Genomic DNA, 20,616 nt, shown 5'->3' with positions numbered 1-20,616 from the left:
TGACCCGTCGGCGGGACGGCAGCGTGGTCCGGGACGGTCATGCAAAACGGATTGAACAAGAATTCATGTGCAGAACCGTTTCGCACGACCTCAAAATGTAATGAAATAACCTATCAAATCGGAAATACTATGACTCAGCAAATTCTCTCGTTCCGTCGGTTGTCGGGGTCGGTGGTCCTTGGTGCGCTCAGCGCAGCAGCACCGGCATTTGCCGACGACCTTGAGCGGGAACTGGACACGGTGGTTGTTACCGCAACCGCTAGCGAGCAGGCTCTTCTAACCGCACCGGCGAGCGTATCGGTGGTAGATAATGCAGAGCTGGAATTGCGCGGCTCGACCGATTTGACTGACGCCCTGGCCGGTGAGCCCGGTGTGCAGGTTACCGGCATCGGCATGACCAGAAGGGGGATCAGTCTCCGCGGGATGCCGGAAGAGTACACGCTTTACCTCCTCGATGGTCGCCGGGTGAGCGCCACCAATGGCGTGATTGCGCACTCCGACCTGGAGCTTGGCTGGCTGCCTACGGCGGCAATTGAGCAGGTCGAAGTTGTGCGCGGGCCCATGTCGTCGCTTTATGGGTCAGATGCGCTTGGCGGCGTCGTCAACATCATCACCAAATCTCCAGCAGAAGAATTCATGGGCGAGCTGTCCCTCGGCGGCAGCTCTCCGGAATCGGGTGATGGTGGTGAAAGTGTGAATGGAAGTCTCTTCCTTTCGGTTCCGCTCGTCGAAGGCAAGCTTGGGGCGAGCATCGTAGGCGATGTGATGGAGCGGAATGACCGGCCCAATCGCGATGATCCGGCCATATCGGACATCGAAGGGCGGAAAACGTCCACTGGACGGTTCAACCTTGTCTGGACACCGGATGACCAGCAACGCATCGATTTCATCTACACCCGAAGCGACGATGAACGCTGGCGCGATACGCGCTCGTCCGGTCGATCCCCGGTAGATTATGAGGATCGCGATGAAGGTGAGCGCGAGCAATTCGTGCTGGGGCACAAAGGCAACTGGTCGTGGGGACGCACGCAGGTGGACCTGTATCAGAGTTCCGCAAGCCGGGAGAACTTCCGGACGAATGGTCAAACCCCGACCCGGGACCAGGGGTTGGAAGACACAGTGCTCAGCGGACTGACCGCCTTCAAGCTGGCGGAGTCCCACTCCGTTACATTTGGCGGTGAAATTCGCCGTGAGAAGCTGGAGGATGATGTCGCGTCCCCGGATGGAACTTCGGAAGCGGAACAGGGGGCAGTCTTCGTCCAGGACGAAATCGAAGTCACTGATACGTTCAAACTGGTCGCTGGACTGCGTGGTGATCACCATGACGCATATGGCTGGGAAGCCAGTCCGCGCCTCTATGCTGTGTTCCAGCCGACGGACCGGATTGTTGTAAAAGGAGGCTACGGCGAAGGCTTCAAGTCACCCAGCCTGACCAATCTGTCTGAGGACTTCGGGGTGCTCGCAGCTGGCGGCCGTTTCTGGGTCTATGGCAATCCGGATCTGAAACCTGAAACGACGAAGACCTTCGAGGCAAGCGTAGACTATATTGCCGACACCTGGACTGTGCATGCCGGGGTGTTCCACAACGAGTTGGAGAATCTGATTCAGAGCCAGTGTGTGTCCGACTGTGGCATCAGGGGCTCGGAGGTCCGCTACTATACCAATCTGGAAGAGGCGGAGATCGACGGGCTGGAATTGTCCGGGCAGATGGACCTGCCTGCCGGGTTCGGGATCAATGCCAACTACACATATCTCGACACAGAAGATAAGGCGACAGGGGAGCAGATTGCGGAACGTCCTGAGCATCAGGCGAATGCCGCCGTGTCATGGTCTCCAAGGGAAGGGGCGGAGGTTCGCCTGCGCGTTGAATATACCGGCGACCAACTGGATTCCCCGGGCGTCACTATCCCCGACTACACGCTCCTGCACCTTGATGCTGTGTGGCCTCTGAGATCCCGTGTGCGCCTGAATGCCGGGATCGACAATCTGACAGACGAACGCCTGGCAGACAGGTCTGACCTCTACACGTTTGCCGAACCCGGCCGTGTCTATCGCCTGTCGCTTTCCTACGCATTCTGAGGATGGAGCGGGATATGTTCCGAACGATCCTGGCGGTGGTGACCATTGCTGTCGCGTGCGCCCTTGGCAGCGCAGCAGCCGATGAACGGCCAGAGCGGGATGCCCGCATTCATATTGTCGCCAGCGATTTTGTGCTCCCGTCCAAGCTCGTGAGGATTGCGGGCTGGGGAAAAGAGGCCGACGTCACGGTCACGCACAATTATCTTGAGCAGGGTGGACCCGGGAACTGGGCTGAATACGACCTGGTCGTCATAGACGCGCCACTGCGTGGACGTGCCGCTCAGTTGATTGAAGACGTTATGGGGCAGCTCAACGCGGCCGGCGTTCCCTGGATGTCCGTGGGATCAGGCGGCCGGCCAGCGCGCTCGGGTAATCTGGACCCCGCCGCCTTCGAGACGTTGAGTGCCTATTATGAGGCGGGTGGTGAACGGAACTTCCGGAATTTCCTGACCTATGTCGCGGCCTGGAATTCGGGGCGTGACACGAGCCATATCCCGGCGCCGGTCCCCATGCCCGAAAGTGCCATCTATCATCCGGATGCCCCCGATTTTTTTACGGATGTCAGCTCTTATGAAGCGTGGGGGCGGGACAGGTGGCCAGCGGATGCGCCCCGTCTGGCGGTCATTATTTCCTCGACCTACATCTCCGGCGTTCAGACGGCTGTCCTGGACAAGATCGTTCATCAGGCAGAGTGGGCTGGCGTCATGCCGATCCTGTTCTGGTTCGACAGTATGGGGGAGACGGGTATCCCGGAAATGCTCGGTCCGGCTGATGTCGATCTGCTTGCAAGCTATACGCACATGCAGAATGGCGAGCAGCGCAAGGCCGAACTCGCAGAGCTGGACGTGCCGGCCATCTTACTGCTGGGCAATCGCTCCATGACGCCGGCGGAATGGCGCAAGGCGGCGCAGGGCGTGGAACCTGCCATGACGGCGGTCCTGATGGCGACGCCGGAATCCTGGGGGATGGGGGACCCGATCGTGGTCTCCGGAGTTGAGAATGGAGAACCGGTCCCGATTCCCGAACAGATCGATCTGCTGATTGGCAAGGCGAAAAGTATTGCACGGTTGCGCCATTCCGATCAGGTGGACCGGAAGCTCGCGCTGTTCTTCTGGAATACGCCCCAGGGCGAGCGGAACATGTCGGCATCCAATCTGAATGTTCCGGCAAGCGTTGAGCAGATTGGCGCAGCGTTGCGGGAGGCGGGATATGATGTTCCCGAACTGACTGAGGATGACATCCTGCAGGCAGGTCAGTCGATGCTGGGCGGGTATTATCATCACGACCGTCTGGATGACTTGCTGGCGAACGGATTGGCGCAGGCATTCCCCGTGTCGGATTATAAGGACTGGCTCGACACGCTTCCACAGGAAGTGACCCAGCCAGTTTTTGAAAAGTGGGGCGAGCCGGAATCCCATTGGGCGGTGCGGACGGTCAAGGGGCAGAAGGTTTTCGTCATTCCGTCTGTGAGGTTTGGAAAGCTGCTTTTCCTGCCGCAGCCACCACGGGCCGATAAGGTCGGCGAGAGCTATCATGATGTCAAAGTGCCGCCCGGACATTTGTTTCTGGCGACCTACCTGATGGTGCAGAAGGCCTTCGACGCAAGTGCGATCATCCATCTGGGGACACATGGTACCCAGGAGTGGACTCCCGGAAAGGACCGGGGCTTGTGGGCCTATGACTATCCAATGCTGACGCTCGGCAACGTTCCGGTCGTGTATCCCTATATTCAGGACAATGTCGCAGAGGCAATTCAGGCGATTCGCCGGGGGCGGGCCGTTACGATCAGTCACCAGACCCCGCCGTTCGCGCCGTCCGGATTCTATGATGAACTGCGGGACATTCACGCCCTGATCCACGAGCGAGAGCAGCTGGATGAAGGCGCTGTGCGTGATGAAACAGATGCGCGCCTCGCCGACGTCGTGATTGAGGCAAACCTGCAAAAAGATCTGCTGTGGACAGAGGAAGACGTGCGAAGCGACTTTGCGACCTTCCTGCCGATCCTGCACGATCACCTGCACGAACTGGCTCAGACAGCTACGCCGTTGGGCTTGCATACGTTCGGTCTGGCCGCCTCTCCGGAGCACAGACTGATGACGGTGATGCAGCAATTGGGTGAGCCATATTACGCGTTGCTTGGGATCGACCAGACCGAGATGTTCGCAACCGAGGCGGAGAACCTGCCGGAAAGTGAACCGTACCAGTTTCTCGAACGCTTCCTGCGCGGGGGTGAGGACGTTTCGGGTATTGCCGACGCAGCGATGCGTGAACAGATCGAACGCGCCCGAGCTTATGACCAGAACCTGGCTGACCCGCAAGAGCTTGAAGCCCTGTTGCACGCATTGGATGGCGGCTTCACGAAATCTGGCCCGGGCGGTGACCCGGTGCGCAACCCGCAAGCGTCGAGCGGCCGTAACCTGTTTGCATTTGAGCCGGACAAGATCCCGACCCCCTCGGCCTACAAGGCGGGTGAGGAGGCGTTCACGGGGCTGATAGACGCCTACAAATCAGACCATGATGGCCAGGCGCCCGACAAGCTGGCTTTCTCGCTTTTCTCGTCCGATGCAATCCGGACCCTGGGGATTACCGAAGCGCAGATCATGCATGCTTTGGGTGTTCGTCCGGTCTGGGGCCGGGGCGGGCGTGTCACAAAGCTCGAGATCATTCCTGCGGCCGAACTGGGGCGGCCCCGCGTTGATGTCGTCATTCAGGCGACCAGTGTCTACCGGGACCAGTTTGATGGGCTTATGCGGCTTTATTCAGAGGCGATCGATGAGCTGTCCAAACAGGATGAGCCCGGGAATGCGGTCTATGCCGGTACACGCCGGGTGAGAGACGCGCTTCTCTCCGCAGGAACGGACGCCGGAACTGCAGACCGGCTGGCGTCGATAAGAATCTTTTCGAATGCGCCCGGTGATTATGGGTCGGGTGTTCCGGATGCCGCACTCGATTCGACCAATTGGGAAGATGATGCGATCATCGCGCAGACATATCTGGCAAGCCAATCCTTCGCTTACGGGACCTCTGACTGGGGCCAGTCCGTTGCGAGCTTGGGCCTGTTCGAGAAGCAGCTGACGGGTGTTGATGCGGCGATCCTGGCACGGTCCTCCAATGTGCACGGTGTCTTGTCGACGGATCACCCGTTTGAATACCTCGGTGGACTGTCCGCCGCCGTGAAATCCGTCAACGGAGAAAGCCCGGCGCTCTACATTTCGGATTTGCGGCGCGCCAGGCCGAAAATGGTTCAGGCAAGCAAGTTCCTATCGGATGAGCTGCGCGCGCGTTATCAGAACCCGCAATGGATTTCGGCGATGATGGATGAGGGGTACGCCGGAACCGTCGAAATGCTGAGGGTTACAAACAACCTTTTCGGTTGGCAGGTGGCCGACGAGTCAATGGTGCGCGCCGATCAGTGGCAGGCGATGCATGATACCTATGTCATGGATGCCCGGGATCTTGGCCTCAATGAATGGTTCGAAGAACAGAACCCAACGGCGCAGGCTCAGATCATTGAGCGTATGACGGAAGCGATCCGTAAGGGTTACTGGGATGCAAGCGAGCAGACACGCAGGGAGCTGACCGAGCGCTGGCAGGAGCTTACCGAAGAGGCCGGTGCTGACGCAGGCGCTCAGACCACCGTCGAGTACATCGAGGATATGGCAGCCGGTTTCGGTTTTGGAACCGGGCAGGGGGCACCTGCGGCCGATACTTCAGCTGCAGCGGCCCAGACCATTCAGGGGCAGGTCATGAATGAAGTCCTTTCCCCCGGCGACGTCCGGCCGGACTGGCTGCGCCTGTCTTCGATCGCCGGGCTCCTTCTCGTAATGCTTGCGGGTGCGCTGCTCCAGCTTCGCACGTCGCGTCAATGGACCTTAAATAAAGGGCAATACTGATGATTTTCGATTTCGAGACGATACTTTATGAAGTCTCAGCCGTTTTCCTCGTACCGTCACTGATAGCGATTCTTGTGTCTCTTGTTTATTCGCTCCTGACCTTGGGACGTTTCCTGATGGAGCTCGCGCAACGCTATTCCGGCCGGAAACAGGGCGCGCTGACGCAATATTACCGGGAGACCAGGGCCGATAGCGATGATCTGGAGCTCTGGATTATGAGGCGGCTGGAACCGCTGCGCCTGGTGTCCCGCGTCGCGCCTTTGCTGGGGCTCGTCGCGACGCTTATCCCCATGGGGCCGGCATTGATGGCGCTGACATCCGGAGAGTCTGCTGAGATGGCGAGCAATCTGGTCGTTGCATTCTCCGGCGTGACGCTGGCCCTGATCTCTGCAAGCCTGGCCTTCTTCGTTCTCAACATTCGCCGCCGCTGGCTGCTCGAAGAGTTGCGGATGATCGAGACTGGCGCGGAGATGGTTTCGTGAGGTTCCTGGAAGAGGACGAAGACGACCCCATCCTCTCTGTCGTCAATCTTGTCGATTTGTTTGTCGTGATCATCGGAATTTTGATGATCCTGCTCGTTCAGAATCCGCTAAATCCCTTCCGGAATGAAAACGTCATCGTCATCGAGAACCCGGGCGAAGCCGATATGCGTATGACGATCAAACAAGGCGAAGAGCTGACACGCTATGAAAGCAGCGGTGAGATCGGAGAGGGTGAAGGGGTGAAAGCCGGTATCGCGTATCGCCTGCCGGACGGGCGTATGATCTACGTTCCGGAAGATGAGTGAGGTCAATCGACTAAAGGAATTTCGCCTGCGGTTCCCACCACTTTGCCACCCGCTTCCCTGAACTGGAAGAAAGAGGTTCTCATCGGCTCAAAAGAAGAGCGCCTTTCCACAGCGGTGCACGATGAGATTCTCGCTGAAAAATCCTGTTCCGGTCATCAGAGCTCGCAACCGCAATCGCTAGCAATCTCCTGATACAATCAATTACCGATCAGGTATTCGAAGTTACTGAAATAGAAGGCGTCCTTTTCAGCTTCCTGAATTCCGTCAAGGGTTTGCTCGAATTTTCCTATTGGGTCGCGTGAACCCTCCGGATGCGGATAGTCGGAGGAAAAAAGATACAATTCCGGACCGGTTGCTCGGATCAGGCTGCCAACGTCTTCGCCAACGAACGGCGTGAAACGTACCTGGCGACGGATGTAGTCTGACGGAGTAAGATTGAGTTCCCCGACCATGTAGTCGCTTTTGCGGAAGAATTTCCCGGCCATATCCAACCGGGTCAGGAAAGTCGGAACCCATCCGGCGCCTAGTTCAATGACCCCGATTTTTAGTTTGGGGAACCGCTCCAGAACGCCATGGAACACCAGCGCTGACAAGAACATTTCGCTGGCGTGAGGTAAAACCATATAGTCGAGAACGCGCAGATTTTCGCCGCCTCCGAGCCAGTCTTTAGCCTTTTCGCGTCCGTGGTTCTGATAGGCAGGCGGAAGAACGCGTGTACCCTGCCCAATGTGTAGCACGGCGGGCACGCCAGCTTCGCAGAGGCGCGCCCATACCGGATCCAGGTCTGGATGTCCCGGGCTCCGGTCCCCTGCAGGTGCGGCAGCAATCCAGAAAGCGCCCACGCCTTCCGCCAGTGCGACGTCCAGTTCTTCGATGGAGCGGGCGGTGTCATCAAGGGGGAGGGACCCCACCGCAATCAGGCGGGGGTCCTTGCCGCAGAATTCGGCCATCCCCCGATTGTGCGCCCGGGCGCCGCCATACCGGATATCTGGGTCATTACCCCGTAGGAATTGCGTCGCCGCGAAGGTCGAAAAGACGAGCTGTTTGTCAAAGCCAAGCAAGTCGAGGGCGCGCGCGCGTTCTGTGCTATCGAATGCGCCCAGCGCCTGCCAGCCTTTGGCGCTGGCGATGACGTCGGCTTCCAGGGCGGCTGTCTTCTCTTTGTCCTCCAGGCGTGCAACTGCCGCAGAAATGACCTTTTCTGCGGCGCTGCCGGCGCCACCAAGTGCGAGTTCGCCAATTCGTTCACGAATGGATGGGTCGGCATAGGACTTCAACCAGTCAAAGGTCTCCATGATATGACTATCTGCGTCGTTGTACCGGCGGTTAGGGGAAAAGCGTGCGCTGTAAGCTTTATCGCTGGTCATGGTGGGCTTCCTTCTGCTCGGTCCCTCGGGATTGCTTGGCAAGACTTTTTGGGGGTGCCGGCTGATCAATCGCTGCCAGCTTCTGGCCCGTCCGGGAAATCGTCTGCCCGTCCGATGCGAATGGAGTCACCAAAACTGGCGACGGCCTGGGATTCCTCCGAATAGGCAGGCCAGGCCAAGCCTGCGCAGCTGATTTCCTTGCTGTCTGCGGGCATCTTGTAGAATGCGACCCAGCAGGAACTCATGCGCTTGGCATATTCTATGTCGGCTGTTGTTGTCTTTCCCTTCGCCCAGCCCGACGTGTCGAGCGAGTCGAAAGTGAACATGAGTTCGGCTGAGTGTATCGGACCGTTCGTCCATTCGTCCTTGCGAAGCGGCGGCACGTAACTGAAGTGGTAAAGGAACGCGCCAGCGCCCTCTTTACCGGTTTGGGCTGCGATATATTTGGCGGCATCGAAGCCCGGCTCTCCACTATTGGTGCCGATAAGGACAGGCACGTCCGTCTCCGTGCCTTCGGCAAGGGCGTCCTTGGCCGTTTCGGTCAGAAAGTTTCCATCCATGATCGCGCCGAATCCACGGCGTAATCCGCCGGAGTAGGAAAAGGTTTGTGCCGAGATCTTCCTGAGTTGTTCAGCAGTGGTATCTTCAGTCACGCCGATGCGTTTCAGGGCGCGGACAGAACGCTTTTCAGCGTCTTCAAGTGCAACACCATCAAACAGAAAGGCGCCCGACTGTATCACGGCTTTTTCGAACAATCCATTGGCCGAGGGCGTCGCGAGCAAGCCGGCGACCATGACGCCGCCGGCTGATTGTCCGGCCACCGTTACATTGTCCGTGTCGCCCCCAAAAGACCTTATATTCTCCTGAATCCACTCAAGGGCGGAAACGGCGTCCATCATGGCATAACTGCCGGTGAGGTCGCCTTCAGCGGTAATCGCCGGATGAGCGAAATAGCCCATCGGTCCCAAACGATAGTTGATGGCGACTGTGATGATACCTTTTTGGGCGTTCGTGGTGCCAACATAGGAGCCGAGATGTCCTGCTCCCAGGAATGCTCCTCCGCCATGGAGCCACAAAACGACTGGTGCATTCTCTGCGTCAGCAGGGGCGTAGACTTCCAGATAGAGGCAGTCTTCCGACGAGGCGCCGACAACGCCGCCCTGGTTGGGAACGAAAGCGGAGGCGGATACAGGCTGGGGACATGGGGGCTCAAAGGCAAGCGCGGCGCGTTCGCCCTTCCACGGAGAAACTGGCTGCGGCGGTTTCCAGCGGAGTACGCCGACTGGAGGGGCAGCATATGGAACGCCCCGGAATATATTGACGTCGTCCACCTGCTCGCCGACCAGCGTGCCTGCGGCAGTTGATACAGAAATGGTGTCAAATGGCTCGTCTACAGGCAGTATACGGATATATCCCGCTTCTTCCTGCTCGGGAGTCGCTGTGCGACTCTGTGCATTTGAGGGATGCGCGAGTGCGAATCCGAGCGCGATCAATGCGACAATTGATAGTCTCATTTTTTATTCCTCCCGATCGCCAACCCTAAGGGAATGAATTCGCCTGCGTCAATTACAAACTCACTAATTAAAGAATTTTTGTCGATTAAGTCGGAGTAAAATAGAATTAATTGGGCTGCCAATCGCACCAGCAATTTTGCCCGCTCTGGTCTTGCGGTTGAGCTGGGTTGTGCGGATGTGTCCGGTGCGTGTTTCGTCCGCGTTGACTTCATTTGATGTTTCGTGGCGCAGTGTGGTGGCGGGGTTTTAGGCTCGGCGTGAGTGCATTTGGCAGAGCGAAGTGGGCATAGATTTGGCCAAGGGATCGAAAATAACGAAAGGCGAGCTGCGTCGGCTGGTCTGGGAGGAGCCGATCGTTACGCTCGCAAAGCGGTTTGAGGTCAGTCCGAACGGCCTAGCAAAAATCTGTGACCGCCTGGATATCGACCGGCCGCCCAAGGGGTATTGGTCCAATCCTGCGGCTCACCCTCGCCCTGTGGACGCGGCGGCTGACCCGGATTCCGACGAGTTGGTCGAGATCGGTGGTGCGCGGCATGGCGCAAGGCGCCGGCAAACGCGGTTGTCGCTGGATGAGCGTAAACAGCAAATCATGGACCGGGCAAAAGAGCTGATCCTGGAGGAGGGGGTGCATGGCGTGTCCCTGCGCGGAATTGCGCGACAGATCGGTATTAGCGAGGCACAGGCCTACAATTGCTTTGATAGCCGGACCTCTCTTTTAGTCGAGCTGACCATGCGCGAGCTGGATGCATTTGAAGCCCAGAGGGCGGACACAGTGCGCCGGGGCTCCGACCGGCTATCAAAAGTGATCCTGTCGACCCTTCTGTACCTTCAGGTCGCTGCTGAGCGCGGAGAGGTCACCACGCATCTCTTGTCTCTGTATGACGTGCGGAAGGAAGTCACCCGGCGGCGCCGGAGCAGGAGGAGCCTGCTTCGTCAGCGTCAGATTCAGCAGCTGGTTGAGGATCGAAGTGTGCCGGAAGATAGGGCCCAGGCAGAAGTGGCGCTGTTGGGGCATTTGACGCTCCGGGCGGGGGATCTGGTTTCGCTCGGAAAATTGTCGATCGTGGAGGCGCAACAGCTGATTATGCCGGCGATTGTGCGTACCGCAGCTTCAAGCCGCCGGGGCGGGTGACGCTCCGGACTCGAGTTTGAGGCCATCCAGCATTAGATCAACAATGCGCGACATTGTTTGTCGGGCCGTGTCGTGTGTGAAGGCGTTTGCTCTGGCCAGTCTGGCGGCTTCCTCGGCCACTCCAGCGCTTAGCAATACAAGGGACTGGGCGACTGAGGGGCTCACTTTCAGCTCGTGTCTGGCTTTGCGAGAGAGGCGCGCGAGCGTGCCATTCCTGAGGCGCGTGTAATCCTGCCGGAACTTTCCAGCCATAAATGCGTCCTGTGATGCGAGGTGCAGAATCGGGCCGTTATCGCACAAGTGGTCAAAATAGATGTCGAGGGTTTGCTTCAGGTCTTGTTGAAATACCTCCGGGGGCGGAGGATGTTTGTCGGCGCGCGCTTCGATCAGTTTGACGTGTCGGCTGAGGACCGCGTTCACAAGCTCTTCCGGAGAAGAGAAGTGGGAGTAGACGAGCGCCCGGCTGACCCCTGCGGCTTCTGAAACGTCACCAAACGCGATCGGAATCGCGCCATTTTTCAGAAAAGCCTGATCGGCGGCGTCTGTGAGGCGCTCATAGGTGCTTTCAGGCAAGGGGGCGGTCCTTTCGGTCATTTACACCTTGTAGCGCCACTGCGGTGTTTCAGGCAACACAAAGCACAAAACTCAATAATAGTGAGATTGTTATTGACTGGATCCGGCGAGGCACGCTAATCCAACCTAAAAATGGGGAGGATTATAGATTCTCGTGCAATCAAGAAATAAAATTGGTGAGAACGTGATTGGGGGTCGGCTGAGCAGACGGCGAATGCTCGTTCGTCTGGCGCTGGTCTCCGTTGCAGCTGGTGTCGCGTCCTGCAGCAGGTCGGGCGTGGGGGCAAAGTGTCTGGACGAAAAGCAGCTAACGGCGGGGCAGAAAGCCGCAAGAATGGGGCGCAAGTACCAGGAAGCCTCATCCTTCGCTGACAAGAGCTGTTCGAATTGCTCATTTTTCCGTGCCGCAGATTCCGGTTGTGGCAGCTGTGCAATTGATGGGCAGCCGGCTAACCCGGCTGGATATTGCACGTCCTGGTCGGCTCAGACGGCAAGCTTTCAGAACTTCGCACCAAACAGCAGGGAGGGCTGAAATCTTGCGTAAAAGAACGACGATTGTCTCGCTGGCCGCTATTGGAGTCATGTTGATGAGCGCCGCCTGCTCTGCAGAGAACGGGGCCGGCCAGGACATCCAGACTGAAGCAGCAGAATTCACCAGCAGTGATGGAACCATTGTCGAGGCGGATGGATCGGAAACCATCGGTCTGGCCTTCACGTATTTTTGGTACGCAGTTCACGAAACGCCTGAAGACTGTCCGGATGGCTATGCCATGGCGCTTCGGGATGTTGCGATCATGAACCTTCCGGAAGCGAAGCAAAAATACCTTCTTCAGCCGGAAAACCGCAGCACTTACTACAAGATGGGGTATGCCCTGTCTGCCAAGCGCATGATCGAGCACAACGGGACTCCGATCTGCAATATCCCCGATGCTTATGATGACCCGCCGCACCGGACTGTGCAGAGTTCAGTGTCCTTTGGCCGCGATCTGGATGGTCAGGATTCGCAAGGCGATGACCCGGCCTCATGCGGAACGTCTGACTTTGTCAGCCCGACCGGCGAAGGCGGGATCGATAATGAATTGTACCGTGTTCTGGGGTGTATCGACAGTTTCCGGCGCGACGCTGAGTTCGCCGGCGGGGCGATGGAAGACTACCACATTGGTGCGTACCGGGACGGGGAAGTCACGACCCTGATGGAAATCCGTGGGGTGGATGACCGCACAAATGATGAATCCGTTGAGGTCGGAATCTATTCCAGCCAGGATCCAACGCCATACAACAGTGAAAAGGACGGCGTTCCATTTGGCAGCATGACGGTGACTGACAACACGTTGTGGCACAATAAAGTGCAGGGGTGGATTGTCGACGGCGAACTCATTACAGAGCCATTTGACCTGCGCCTGAAATTCGGATGGACGGGGCGCCCGGCGGAATATGTTATTAAAGGCGCGCGTGTTCACCTGACATTGAATGGGGATGGCACTGCGAGCGGCGATCTGGCGGGGTATTTCGACACCCGGTACGCTTATTGGCACAACTTCCACAATGAGCAGGGTGCTCTTGAGGTCGCCAACGGTTTCACCTGTCCAGCGGTCTATGACGCGCTTCAGAAATACTCCGACGGATATCCAGACCCGGAGACGGGGAAGTGTACTGCGATATCTACGGCAATGAACATCACGGCCGTTCCGGCTTTTGTCATTCATCCGCAAGCAGACCAGCTCAAACGATATTTCCTCGATACTCGCGAATATTATGGCGTGAGCATGGACGAGATTGCCGTGGCCGATGCTGAGCCTATGGCGTTGGTCGGTGTTGGGGGGCCGCCTGCTGCTGCTTCTGTTCGCAAGGTGAAAGAGAAAAATGACCAAGAGTAAAGAAGGGCATCGCATGACCCGTAAAACGCTTATTGGGGCGCTGGTGTGCTTCCCGGTAATTGGTGGAGCAATTGCCGCATGCGGTGTCGGGTCTTCCACAGATATGGAGACACCGCCTCCGCAGATGAAGCTGATCTCTGAAAGCCAGTACAGAAATACAATCGCCGACATATTCGGAGATGACATCAAGGTCGTCGGGCGGTTCGAAGAGGTTCCCGAAGTCGACAATCTGTCAGCCCTGGGGGCAACTCATGTATCCATCAGTTCTCGGGGGTATGAGCGTTACTTTGGTCTTGCGACTACGATTGCCGAACAACTTGTCTCTGATGATCATTGGGAGAAAGTCGTACCCTGTGATGATGAAGAGGCGGGTGTTTCTGAAGTTTGTCTGCGTGAGAGCATTTCGTCCATCGGGGAGCGTTTGTTGCGGAGGCCCATGTCAACCGAAGAGCTTGATCTTTGGGTAGCGGAGATACGCAAATCGACTGAGGCTTTGGGGGGTGAGCGCGAGGGCGTCGCGCTGGCGATTGAGGGCATGCTTGCCTCGCCAAGTTTCCTGTTCCTTACGGATGACACGGAACCAGACCCCGATGGCGATGGCATCCGGTTGACTGCATTTGCGAAAGCGCATCGTCTCAGCTTTTTCCTTTGGAATTCTGTCCCTGACGAAGAGTTGTTGGAAGTTGCGCGTACTGGTGAGATTCACTCGCCGCGTGTTCTGAAGGCGGAAGTGAGCCGTATGGTTCAGTCCGATCGTATTCAGGCGGGGGCCCAGGCTTTCTTTGAGGATTTTCTCAATCTTGACCGGTTCGATACCCTCGAAAAGGACAAGGTGATTTATCCCGCTTTCAACAAGCGTGCTGCGGTTGATGCAAAAGAGCAGGTGTTGCGTTTTCTGGATCATCAGTTGATCGAGAAGGAAGAAGCTTATCCGACGATCTTTACATCCAAGGACACCTTTATGACCCGGCCGCTGGGTATGATCTATCGGGTGCCGGTGAAGAAAGCGGAGGGCTGGGAGCCATACCGCTTCGCGGATGATGATCCGCGAGCCGGTCTGTTGTCGCAGGTCGGGTTTACAGCGCTTCACTCACATCCTGGCCGAAGCTCTGCGACCTTGAGGGGGATCGCGATACGCGAACTGTTGCTTTGCCAGAGTGTCGAGCCCGCACCGGCGGCGGTAAACTTCACCGTTGTACAGGATACGCACAATCCAAACTTTCGTACGGCTCGTGAACGCCTGACCCAGCACAGAACCGATCCGGCTTGTAGCAGCTGCCATGAATTTATCGATCCGGCCGGTCTCGCACTGGAAAACTTTGATGGAATGGGAGCCTTTCGGAAGACCGAAAATGGCGCCCGGATCGATACAAGCGGCGAACTGGATGGGTACCTGTTTTCCACATTGCCTGATGTGGAGCAAACGATCGCCAATCACCCCGGCGCGCCAGCTTGCCTGGTCGAGAAAGCTCAGAAATTCGCACTTGGCCGTGAGCCGGAGGGAGAAGAGCTGGCTTGGAGATCCCGCCTGGAAAAGACTTTTGAACGCAAGGGGCAGAAGTTTCCGGAGCTGTTGAAGGACATCGCCTTGAGCGAAGAGTTCTACTCGGTCGGTGAGCCGGCCCGGACGGGAATACAAGCCGCTTCTGTTGATGAAATCGGAGGAAAGTCATGATTACTCTGGGAAAACACAGATTGTCCCGTCGCCATTTACTGCGCGGAGTAATTGCGGGCACGCCAGTAGCCGTCGGATTGCCATGGCTTGAATGCATGGCGGAAACGCCAGAAGCCCGCGCGGCATCTGCCCCGCTCAGGATGGGGACGTGGTTCTGGGGATGTGGCATCACGCCCGGCCGGTGGACGCCGGATATCGTGAACAACGAATTTGTGCTCAAACCGGAATCGGCGCCCCTCGAAAAGGTGAAACAGCATCTGAACTTTCTCACAGGGTTCGATGCCATTCTCGACGGCAAACCGAACCATGTGCATGTCAGCGGAACCTTTAGCCTGCGTTCGGGAATAGCTCCAACAAAGTTCGGAGTCATGGAAGGGCCGACATTCGAGACGGCGATTGCAGACAGAATTGGTGCGGGCGTTCGGTTTAAAACCGTGGATTTCTCGGCAACTGGCAATGTCAGGGATACATACAGCTACCGGTCAGCCCAGGTGCGAAACACGCCGGAAGTGTCACCGGAAGCCCTGTATGATCGCTTGTTCGGGGTGGAGTTCAACGCGTCTGCCGGTGGCGAATTTGTGCCTGACGCCAAGGCTTTACGGCGCCTGAGCGTGCTGTCTGTCGTTGGCGAGCAGCGAAAGTCGATGGCGCAACAGCTGGGCAAGGAAGACCAGGACCGTCTGGACCAGTACTTCACCTCGGTTCGGGAGGTGGAGCAACAGCTGGAGTTACAGACTGTAGAGCCCGCTCGGGTGGAGGCGTGCCAGGCGCCTGCGCGGCCGGAGCCCATGGAAGCGAATTATGACCTCGCGAACGTGCATCGCAATCACGAATTGATGGCGCGTCTTCTGGCGATGGCTCTGGTCTGTGATCAGACGCGTTCTTTCAATGTGCTGTTTTCGAATTCCGCTTCGAGTCTTCACCGGTCTGGCGAAGCCAGCAGTCATCATCTGTATACACACGAGGAGTTCACTGACTCCGAACTTGGTTATCAGGTCGAAACCAGCAAGTTCGTTGTGGAAAACATGAAGGGCTGGGCGAAGTTTGTTGAAATCCTTGCCAATACGCCTGAGGGAGACGGCAGTCTTCTGGATAATTGTCTCGTGTTTGCGCATTCGGATACGTCCTGGGCCAAGATTCACGCTGTGCAGGGTATTCCGATGATGACGGCTGGGGCAGCTGGGGGACGGCTCAGAACGCGCCAGCTGGTGACTGCAAATGGCGACCCGATCACGCGGGTGGGGCTGACGCTCCAGCAACTGGTCGGACTTCCAATTAGTGAATGGGGGGCAGGGGCGATGCGGACTGATGCACCCGTATCCAAACTGCTGGCTTGAGGAGAGCGGAATGACTGTATTGGGCAGTATATGCCGGACTCTTCCGGCAGGTATGCTGGTCGCTGTATTGGTGGCCTGCGGAACAGGCGAGCCTGAACCGGCGACGAAATCTCTGTCTCCCGAGGAGCAGGCGCTGGCGGATATCGTGAAAATGCGTCGCGCAAACTTCAAGGATCTTGGAGCGGCATTCAAAGCGATAGGGGATGAATTGAAGGCGGGGCGGCCTTCAAGCACGACTGTAGTGTTTTCGATCAAAAGTCTCAACCAGTACGCACGCGACATGGAGAACTGGTTTCCGGAAGGAAGCGGGCCTGAGCTGGGCGTGAAGACGGATGCAAAATCGGAAATCTGGTCAGACGATGCGGAGTTTGCGCAAGCGATGGCGAACTTCAAGGCGGCCGTTTCTGATCTGACGAACGATGCAGAGGACCCGGCGACAATACCCATTCGGTTTCAGAGCGCCGGCAAAACCTGCAAGGCGTGTCACGATCAGTTCAGGGAGGAAGATAGATGAAGTATCGGTCATGGATCGCAGGCGCGCTTATGGGGGCCGGGCTAATGGGGGCGGCCTCAGCGCAGGAAATTGGAAGCCCTGATGGCGCACCTTCGGGAGTTGAAGGTGTTGGCGCGGTGGTGATCCGGGTATCGGACCTGAAGAAAGCGGAAGAATTCTATCAGTCGGTGTTGGGGGTCGTTCAAGTCCGGCACATGGATGTGGAAGCCTATAGCGAGACCATTTTTGCATTCCCGGGTGGAGAGGGGGCAAAGCTGGTGCTTGTGGAATCCCATACGCCAGAAACACCGATGTCCCAGGCTCGGATTGTGTTTAATGCAAGTGCTGCTGAAACTGCCGTTTCAAGGGCGGTGGAAAATGGGGCCGCGTTGGTCCGCGACGCAAAACCCGTTCCTGGAACTGGCGGTCTTGTCATCGGGATCGTGCAAGACCCGGACGCAAACACCCTCGAATTCATTCAGCGAAATGAAGGCTGACCGAGAGCGCGCAAGGTCTTGAACCGTCGGCACAGGTCAAGGCGCCTCTTGCCCTGTCAGGAGAAACATTGTGACTTTTGAAGAAAAGAACTCTAAATGGAGAGAATGAAACATTCGCTCAGCAACAGAAACTCGACAAAAATCAGCATATAAGAAGTAAAATAGAGATATCTGTTGCTTTTCACGGAAATATGAAGAACAAAAATAGTGAGATCATCACTAAAGAAGAATGATCCGTGCAGGATACGTCAGGGAGGAAGACTTGAGGACATCTCGTCAACAATTGCTGGGTACGACAGCGGGAGCAATCCTCGCCTTCGGCTTTGCGCATGGGGCCGCTTTTGCGGACGAAAACGAAGATGGCGCAGCCGAGCGCCGTGAGAACACTATCGTCATTACAGGGTCGTATATTCGCGGCACGGCAGAAGACGGCCTTCTGCCGGTCGATGTGTTTTCTACCGAAGACCTCGAAGTCGCGGGCATTGATTCCCCGCTTGAATTTATCAAGACATTGCCATCGGTCGGGACGGTCTTGGGCGATTCAAACCAATTCAAGGCTGGAGCGGATCAAGGTGTGGGATCCATCAATCTGCGTAACCTTGGCCGCGAGCGTACACTCGTTCTGGTGAACGGCCGGCGCACAATGCCGACGCCTGGGGACGGTGCAGCTGATACACAACTTATCCCCATGTTCGCGCTTGAGAGAATCGAGATCCTCAAGGACGGGGCTGCCTCGACATATGGCTCCGACGCGATAGCTGGTGTAGCAAACTTCGTGACACGAAAGTCTTTCGACGGTTTTGAAGCATCCGCGGACTATTCATTCGTGGACGGTTCAGATGGTGATTATCAGGTGTCATTCCTGGCCGGGAAAAACCTGGACAAGGCCAACTTCCTGTTCGGAGTGGGATATCAGCATCGCTCAGAACTGCCGACGGTTGAGCGCGATTATACAATGCCGGCTTATGGCGCTAACCCGTCCGGCTGGTCGGCGCTTTCAAACCCGGCCATTTACATCCCGTTGACGAGCGGTGGATCGCCATTGGGGATCGGAGTCGATGGGTCTTTGCTGAATGCCTGTGAAGAACTGGGCGGTGTAGACGGCTACTTCCCCACCAGTGCCGTATCCGGATTTCCGGCATGCCGGTATCCGTACGTTCCATTCGATAATCTGGTCGAGGATGAAGACCGTTATCAGGTCTATGCGCAAACGGATGTCGATCTTGCTGCTGACCTGACGTTGCATGCTGAAGCGCTCTTTGCATCTACGGAGCTGAATAGTCTCGCTTATTCACCGAGTTATCCGCCCGTACAGGGGCCCAACGGCCCGGGCAGTACGAGCGCATTCTATGTCCCGCGCTCTAACCCGGGATTCGAAACGTTTCTTGATCAGACTTTTGCAGCCGGTAGCTACCCTCAGCTTCTCTCGAGTGGTGCATCGATCCTGCTTGGCCGTCCATTTGCCCTGGGCGGTAATCCGCTCGATCCTCATGGGGCCAGCCGTGGCTTTTCGAGGAATGAAGGCATTCGCCTGTCTGCCGGTCTGGAGAAGGAATTTAGTGATAAGTTCCGCGGTGAGCTCTACACGACATGGCTGAAAAGTACGCGTGAAGCAGGGGCACCCGATGTAATTGGCGGACGTCTGCAGGCTGCACTGCTCGGGCTTGGCGGGTCTGATTGCGATGGCACCACGCCTGGTGCCAATGGTTGTCTGTACTTCAACCCGTTCATCAACGCTTCCCCTGGCAATCCGGCGTTGGGTCTCTCGAATCCTGCCTATGTGCCTGGACTGGAAAACGATCCAGACGTCATCAATTGGTTCTCTTCCTACAGTGGTGCGCGCGGGGAAGAAGAGCAGCTCATTGTTGATCTTGTTTTCTCCGGGGAAACGTCGTTCAGCCTCTTTGGAGGAGACGGTCTCAGCTACGCCTTTGGGGCGCAGTACCGGGACAGCGACTACACGAACACACCGTTGAACAAGTATACCGACCCGGACGCTGTGCCCTGTGCAGTGGAAGGGGACTTCACTTGCCTGGATGACCCGAACGACACAAACTTCCCGACGGGCCCATTTATTTTTCTGGGCCAGTACCCGCGGGAAAATCTCAGCCAGGATGTCTACGCACTGTTTGGCGAAACGGCCATGGATTTCGGGCCGGATGTAGAAGTGACGCTGGCCGCCCGTTATGAAGACTATGGCGGCAATGTCGGCTCGACCTTCAATCCGAAACTTTCCGCCAGGTGGCAGATTACGGACATCCTTGCTTTGCGCGGATCTGTTGGCACAACATTCCGCGGACCGCTGGCAGGTGACCTCACTGAAAGCGGCTCAACGGGTGTGGCGGCGTTCAATGCCGCTGGTGGCGCCTATAAAGCGACACAGTATCAGGGGAATCCGAATATCGATCCTGAGGAGGCGCTGACAACAAATCTCGGCATTCTCTTCAAGACCGACAATTTCAGTTTCAGCGCCGACTATTGGTCATATGACTTCGAAGGGCAGTTCGTTGACTTGCCGTTCCAGGCAATCGCCAATGCGGTTATCGCTGCAGATGCGCCGACGGATGGCACGGCGGCCGTGGATTGCTCCAGCCCCTTTACCCAATTCATCGTGTTTGATGGCGGCTGTGTTCAGGACACGACGATTGCGTCTGACATTTCTCGCGTGAACACGCGCGTGGTGAACGGTCCTGATGTCAAGACATCCGGGTTCGACCTTGCGGCGGATTATCACCGCGATTTGGGTGAGACCCGTCTCAGCTTCGGGCTGGGGGCAACTTATACAGACGAATACTCAGTAGATGATTTTGTCTACGAGGGCCTCACATTCAGTACCGGCTATGATGCGGTCGGTTTTGCGAACTATGATCGCTCACCCGGGACGGTTCCAAAATGGCGGGGCAACGCATTTGCCCGTGCTGAACATGGGAACCTCACGGCAAACTACTATCTTCGCTATGTCAGTGGGGTGAAGGATAATCAGTGTCCGGAGACGGCAGCCTGTACCTCAACACCTGAGTTTGGGCCGACGAATTTTGGTCGGAAAGTCGACCCCTATCTGCAGCATGACCTGGCGTTTTCATATGCCATGGACTTGGAAGACAAGAAGGTTGTCATGCGTCTTGGTATTGAAAATGTCCTGGATCAGGAGCCGTCGTCTGCTCGTTTGCCGCTGAGCTACGATCCTTATATCGGCAATCCACTCGGGCGTGTGTATCGCGTCAGCGCCAAAGTGAATTTCTGATCCATAGTAGACGCATTTTCCTCGAACTTGCCCTCCTTCCTGTTTCAGGAATGGAGGGCATCTTCTTGAGGCGGTCGTTTAATTTCCAGAGCGTAGGTCGCCCATTCCTGGCGTTTCACTTCTGAAAACGACGATTCTCCGCCGCACG

14 protein-coding genes are annotated in these 20,616 nt (G+C 57.0%); 11 read left to right on the top strand and 3 right to left on the bottom strand.

Annotated features, from left to right (window positions below):
* Positions 1-129: 129 nt before the first annotated feature.
* From HAD_RS00935 to HAD_RS00920, 4 genes are read left to right on the top strand one after another with little or no spacing between them, the layout of a single operon-like run.
* Positions 130-2,079, top strand: a complete 1,950-nt coding sequence (locus HAD_RS00935) for a TonB-dependent receptor domain-containing protein (RefSeq protein ID WP_035568757.1) — start codon at positions 130-132, stop codon at positions 2,077-2,079.
* A gap of 14 nt (positions 2,080-2,093) precedes the next feature.
* Positions 2,094-5,972, top strand: coding sequence for a cobaltochelatase subunit CobN (gene cobN, locus HAD_RS00930; protein WP_035568755.1), 3,879 nt, complete (start codon positions 2,094-2,096; stop codon positions 5,970-5,972).
* Positions 5,972-6,454, top strand: a complete 483-nt coding sequence (locus HAD_RS00925; protein WP_035568753.1) for a MotA/TolQ/ExbB proton channel family protein — start codon at positions 5,972-5,974, stop codon at positions 6,452-6,454. The genes cobN and HAD_RS00925 overlap by 1 nt, the downstream gene beginning before the upstream one ends.
* Positions 6,451-6,759: a DUF2149 domain-containing protein gene (locus tag HAD_RS00920; protein WP_035568751.1), complete on the top strand. Its 309-nt coding sequence runs from the start codon at positions 6,451-6,453 to the stop codon at positions 6,757-6,759. The genes HAD_RS00925 and HAD_RS00920 overlap by 4 nt, the downstream gene beginning before the upstream one ends.
* A 197-nt stretch (positions 6,760-6,956) precedes the next feature.
* On the opposite strand, the gene HAD_RS00915 is transcribed toward HAD_RS00920, so the two are convergent.
* Together HAD_RS00915 and HAD_RS00910 are read right to left on the bottom strand one after the other, a co-directional pair.
* The gene (locus tag HAD_RS00915; protein WP_035568749.1) at positions 6,957-8,126 is read right to left on the bottom strand and encodes an amidohydrolase family protein; all 1,170 of its coding nucleotides are present in this window, start codon (positions 8,124-8,126) and stop codon (positions 6,957-6,959) included.
* A gap of 65 nt (positions 8,127-8,191) precedes the next feature.
* On the bottom strand, positions 8,192-9,640 hold the full coding sequence (locus HAD_RS00910) for a carboxylesterase/lipase family protein (protein ID WP_084331720.1): 1,449 nt from the start codon (positions 9,638-9,640) through the stop codon (positions 8,192-8,194).
* A 280-nt stretch (positions 9,641-9,920) separates the two neighbouring features.
* Between HAD_RS00910 and HAD_RS00905 the strand changes: the two genes are divergently transcribed.
* Complete coding sequence (locus HAD_RS00905; RefSeq protein WP_035568745.1) at positions 9,921-10,772, top strand: TetR/AcrR family transcriptional regulator; 852 nt, start codon at positions 9,921-9,923, stop codon at positions 10,770-10,772.
* Here the strand turns inward: HAD_RS00905 and HAD_RS00900 are convergent.
* Positions 10,752-11,345: a TetR/AcrR family transcriptional regulator gene (locus HAD_RS00900; RefSeq protein ID WP_162177453.1), complete on the bottom strand. Its 594-nt coding sequence runs from the start codon at positions 11,343-11,345 to the stop codon at positions 10,752-10,754. The genes HAD_RS00905 and HAD_RS00900 overlap by 21 nt on opposite strands.
* A 419-nt stretch (positions 11,346-11,764) precedes the next feature.
* Between HAD_RS00900 and HAD_RS00895 the strand changes: the two genes are divergently transcribed.
* From HAD_RS00895 to HAD_RS00870, 6 genes are all read left to right on the top strand, one after another.
* Positions 11,765-13,222, top strand: coding sequence for a hypothetical protein (locus HAD_RS00895; protein WP_156942111.1), 1,458 nt, complete (start codon positions 11,765-11,767; stop codon positions 13,220-13,222).
* Positions 13,209-14,897 (top strand): DUF1592 domain-containing protein, encoded by a 1,689-nt coding sequence (locus HAD_RS00890; RefSeq protein WP_084331719.1) that lies wholly within the window; start codon positions 13,209-13,211, stop codon positions 14,895-14,897. Before HAD_RS00895 ends, HAD_RS00890 begins: the two co-directional genes overlap by 14 nt.
* 95 nt (positions 14,898-14,992) lie before the next feature.
* Positions 14,993-16,234: a DUF1552 domain-containing protein gene (locus HAD_RS00885; RefSeq protein ID WP_162177452.1), complete on the top strand. Its 1,242-nt coding sequence runs from the start codon at positions 14,993-14,995 to the stop codon at positions 16,232-16,234.
* Between the two features lie 10 nt (positions 16,235-16,244).
* Positions 16,245-16,748 (top strand): c-type cytochrome, encoded by a 504-nt coding sequence (locus HAD_RS00880; protein ID WP_162177451.1) that lies wholly within the window; start codon positions 16,245-16,247, stop codon positions 16,746-16,748.
* 44 nt (positions 16,749-16,792) lie between these two features.
* Complete coding sequence (locus tag HAD_RS00875) at positions 16,793-17,224, top strand: VOC family protein (protein ID WP_035568734.1); 432 nt, start codon at positions 16,793-16,795, stop codon at positions 17,222-17,224.
* 229 nt (positions 17,225-17,453) lie between these two features.
* Positions 17,454-20,468 carry a TonB-dependent receptor domain-containing protein gene (locus tag HAD_RS00870; RefSeq protein WP_051595811.1) on the top strand — a complete coding sequence of 1,005 codons (3,015 nt, stop codon included), beginning with the start codon at positions 17,454-17,456 and terminating at the stop codon, positions 20,466-20,468.
* Positions 20,469-20,616 lie beyond the last annotated feature (148 nt).

This window comes from Hyphomonas adhaerens MHS-3 (assembly GCF_000685235.1).
Taxonomy (GTDB): domain Bacteria; phylum Pseudomonadota; class Alphaproteobacteria; order Caulobacterales; family Hyphomonadaceae; genus Hyphomonas; species Hyphomonas adhaerens.
This window is presented reverse-complemented; position numbering and strand designations above follow the sequence as displayed.

Coding starts and splice junctions, on each gene's coding strand:
- HAD_RS00935 (WP_035568757.1), top strand. CDS start 130: ATGACTCAGCAAATTCTCTCGTTCCGTCGGTTGTCGGGGTCGGTGGTC.
- cobN (WP_035568755.1), top strand. CDS start 2,094: ATGTTCCGAACGATCCTGGCGGTGGTGACCATTGCTGTCGCGTGCGCC.
- HAD_RS00925 (WP_035568753.1), top strand. CDS start 5,972: ATGATTTTCGATTTCGAGACGATACTTTATGAAGTCTCAGCCGTTTTC.
- HAD_RS00915 (WP_035568749.1), bottom strand. CDS start 8,126: ATGACCAGCGATAAAGCTTACAGCGCACGCTTTTCCCCTAACCGCCGG.
- HAD_RS00910 (WP_084331720.1), bottom strand. CDS start 9,640: ATGAGACTATCAATTGTCGCATTGATCGCGCTCGGATTCGCACTCGCG.
- HAD_RS00890 (WP_084331719.1), top strand. CDS start 13,209: ATGACCAAGAGTAAAGAAGGGCATCGCATGACCCGTAAAACGCTTATT.
- HAD_RS00885 (WP_162177452.1), top strand. CDS start 14,993: ATGGCGGAAACGCCAGAAGCCCGCGCGGCATCTGCCCCGCTCAGGATG.
- HAD_RS00880 (WP_162177451.1), top strand. CDS start 16,245: ATGACTGTATTGGGCAGTATATGCCGGACTCTTCCGGCAGGTATGCTG.
- HAD_RS00875 (WP_035568734.1), top strand. CDS start 16,793: ATGGGGGCGGCCTCAGCGCAGGAAATTGGAAGCCCTGATGGCGCACCT.
- HAD_RS00870 (WP_051595811.1), top strand. CDS start 17,454: ATGATCCGTGCAGGATACGTCAGGGAGGAAGACTTGAGGACATCTCGT.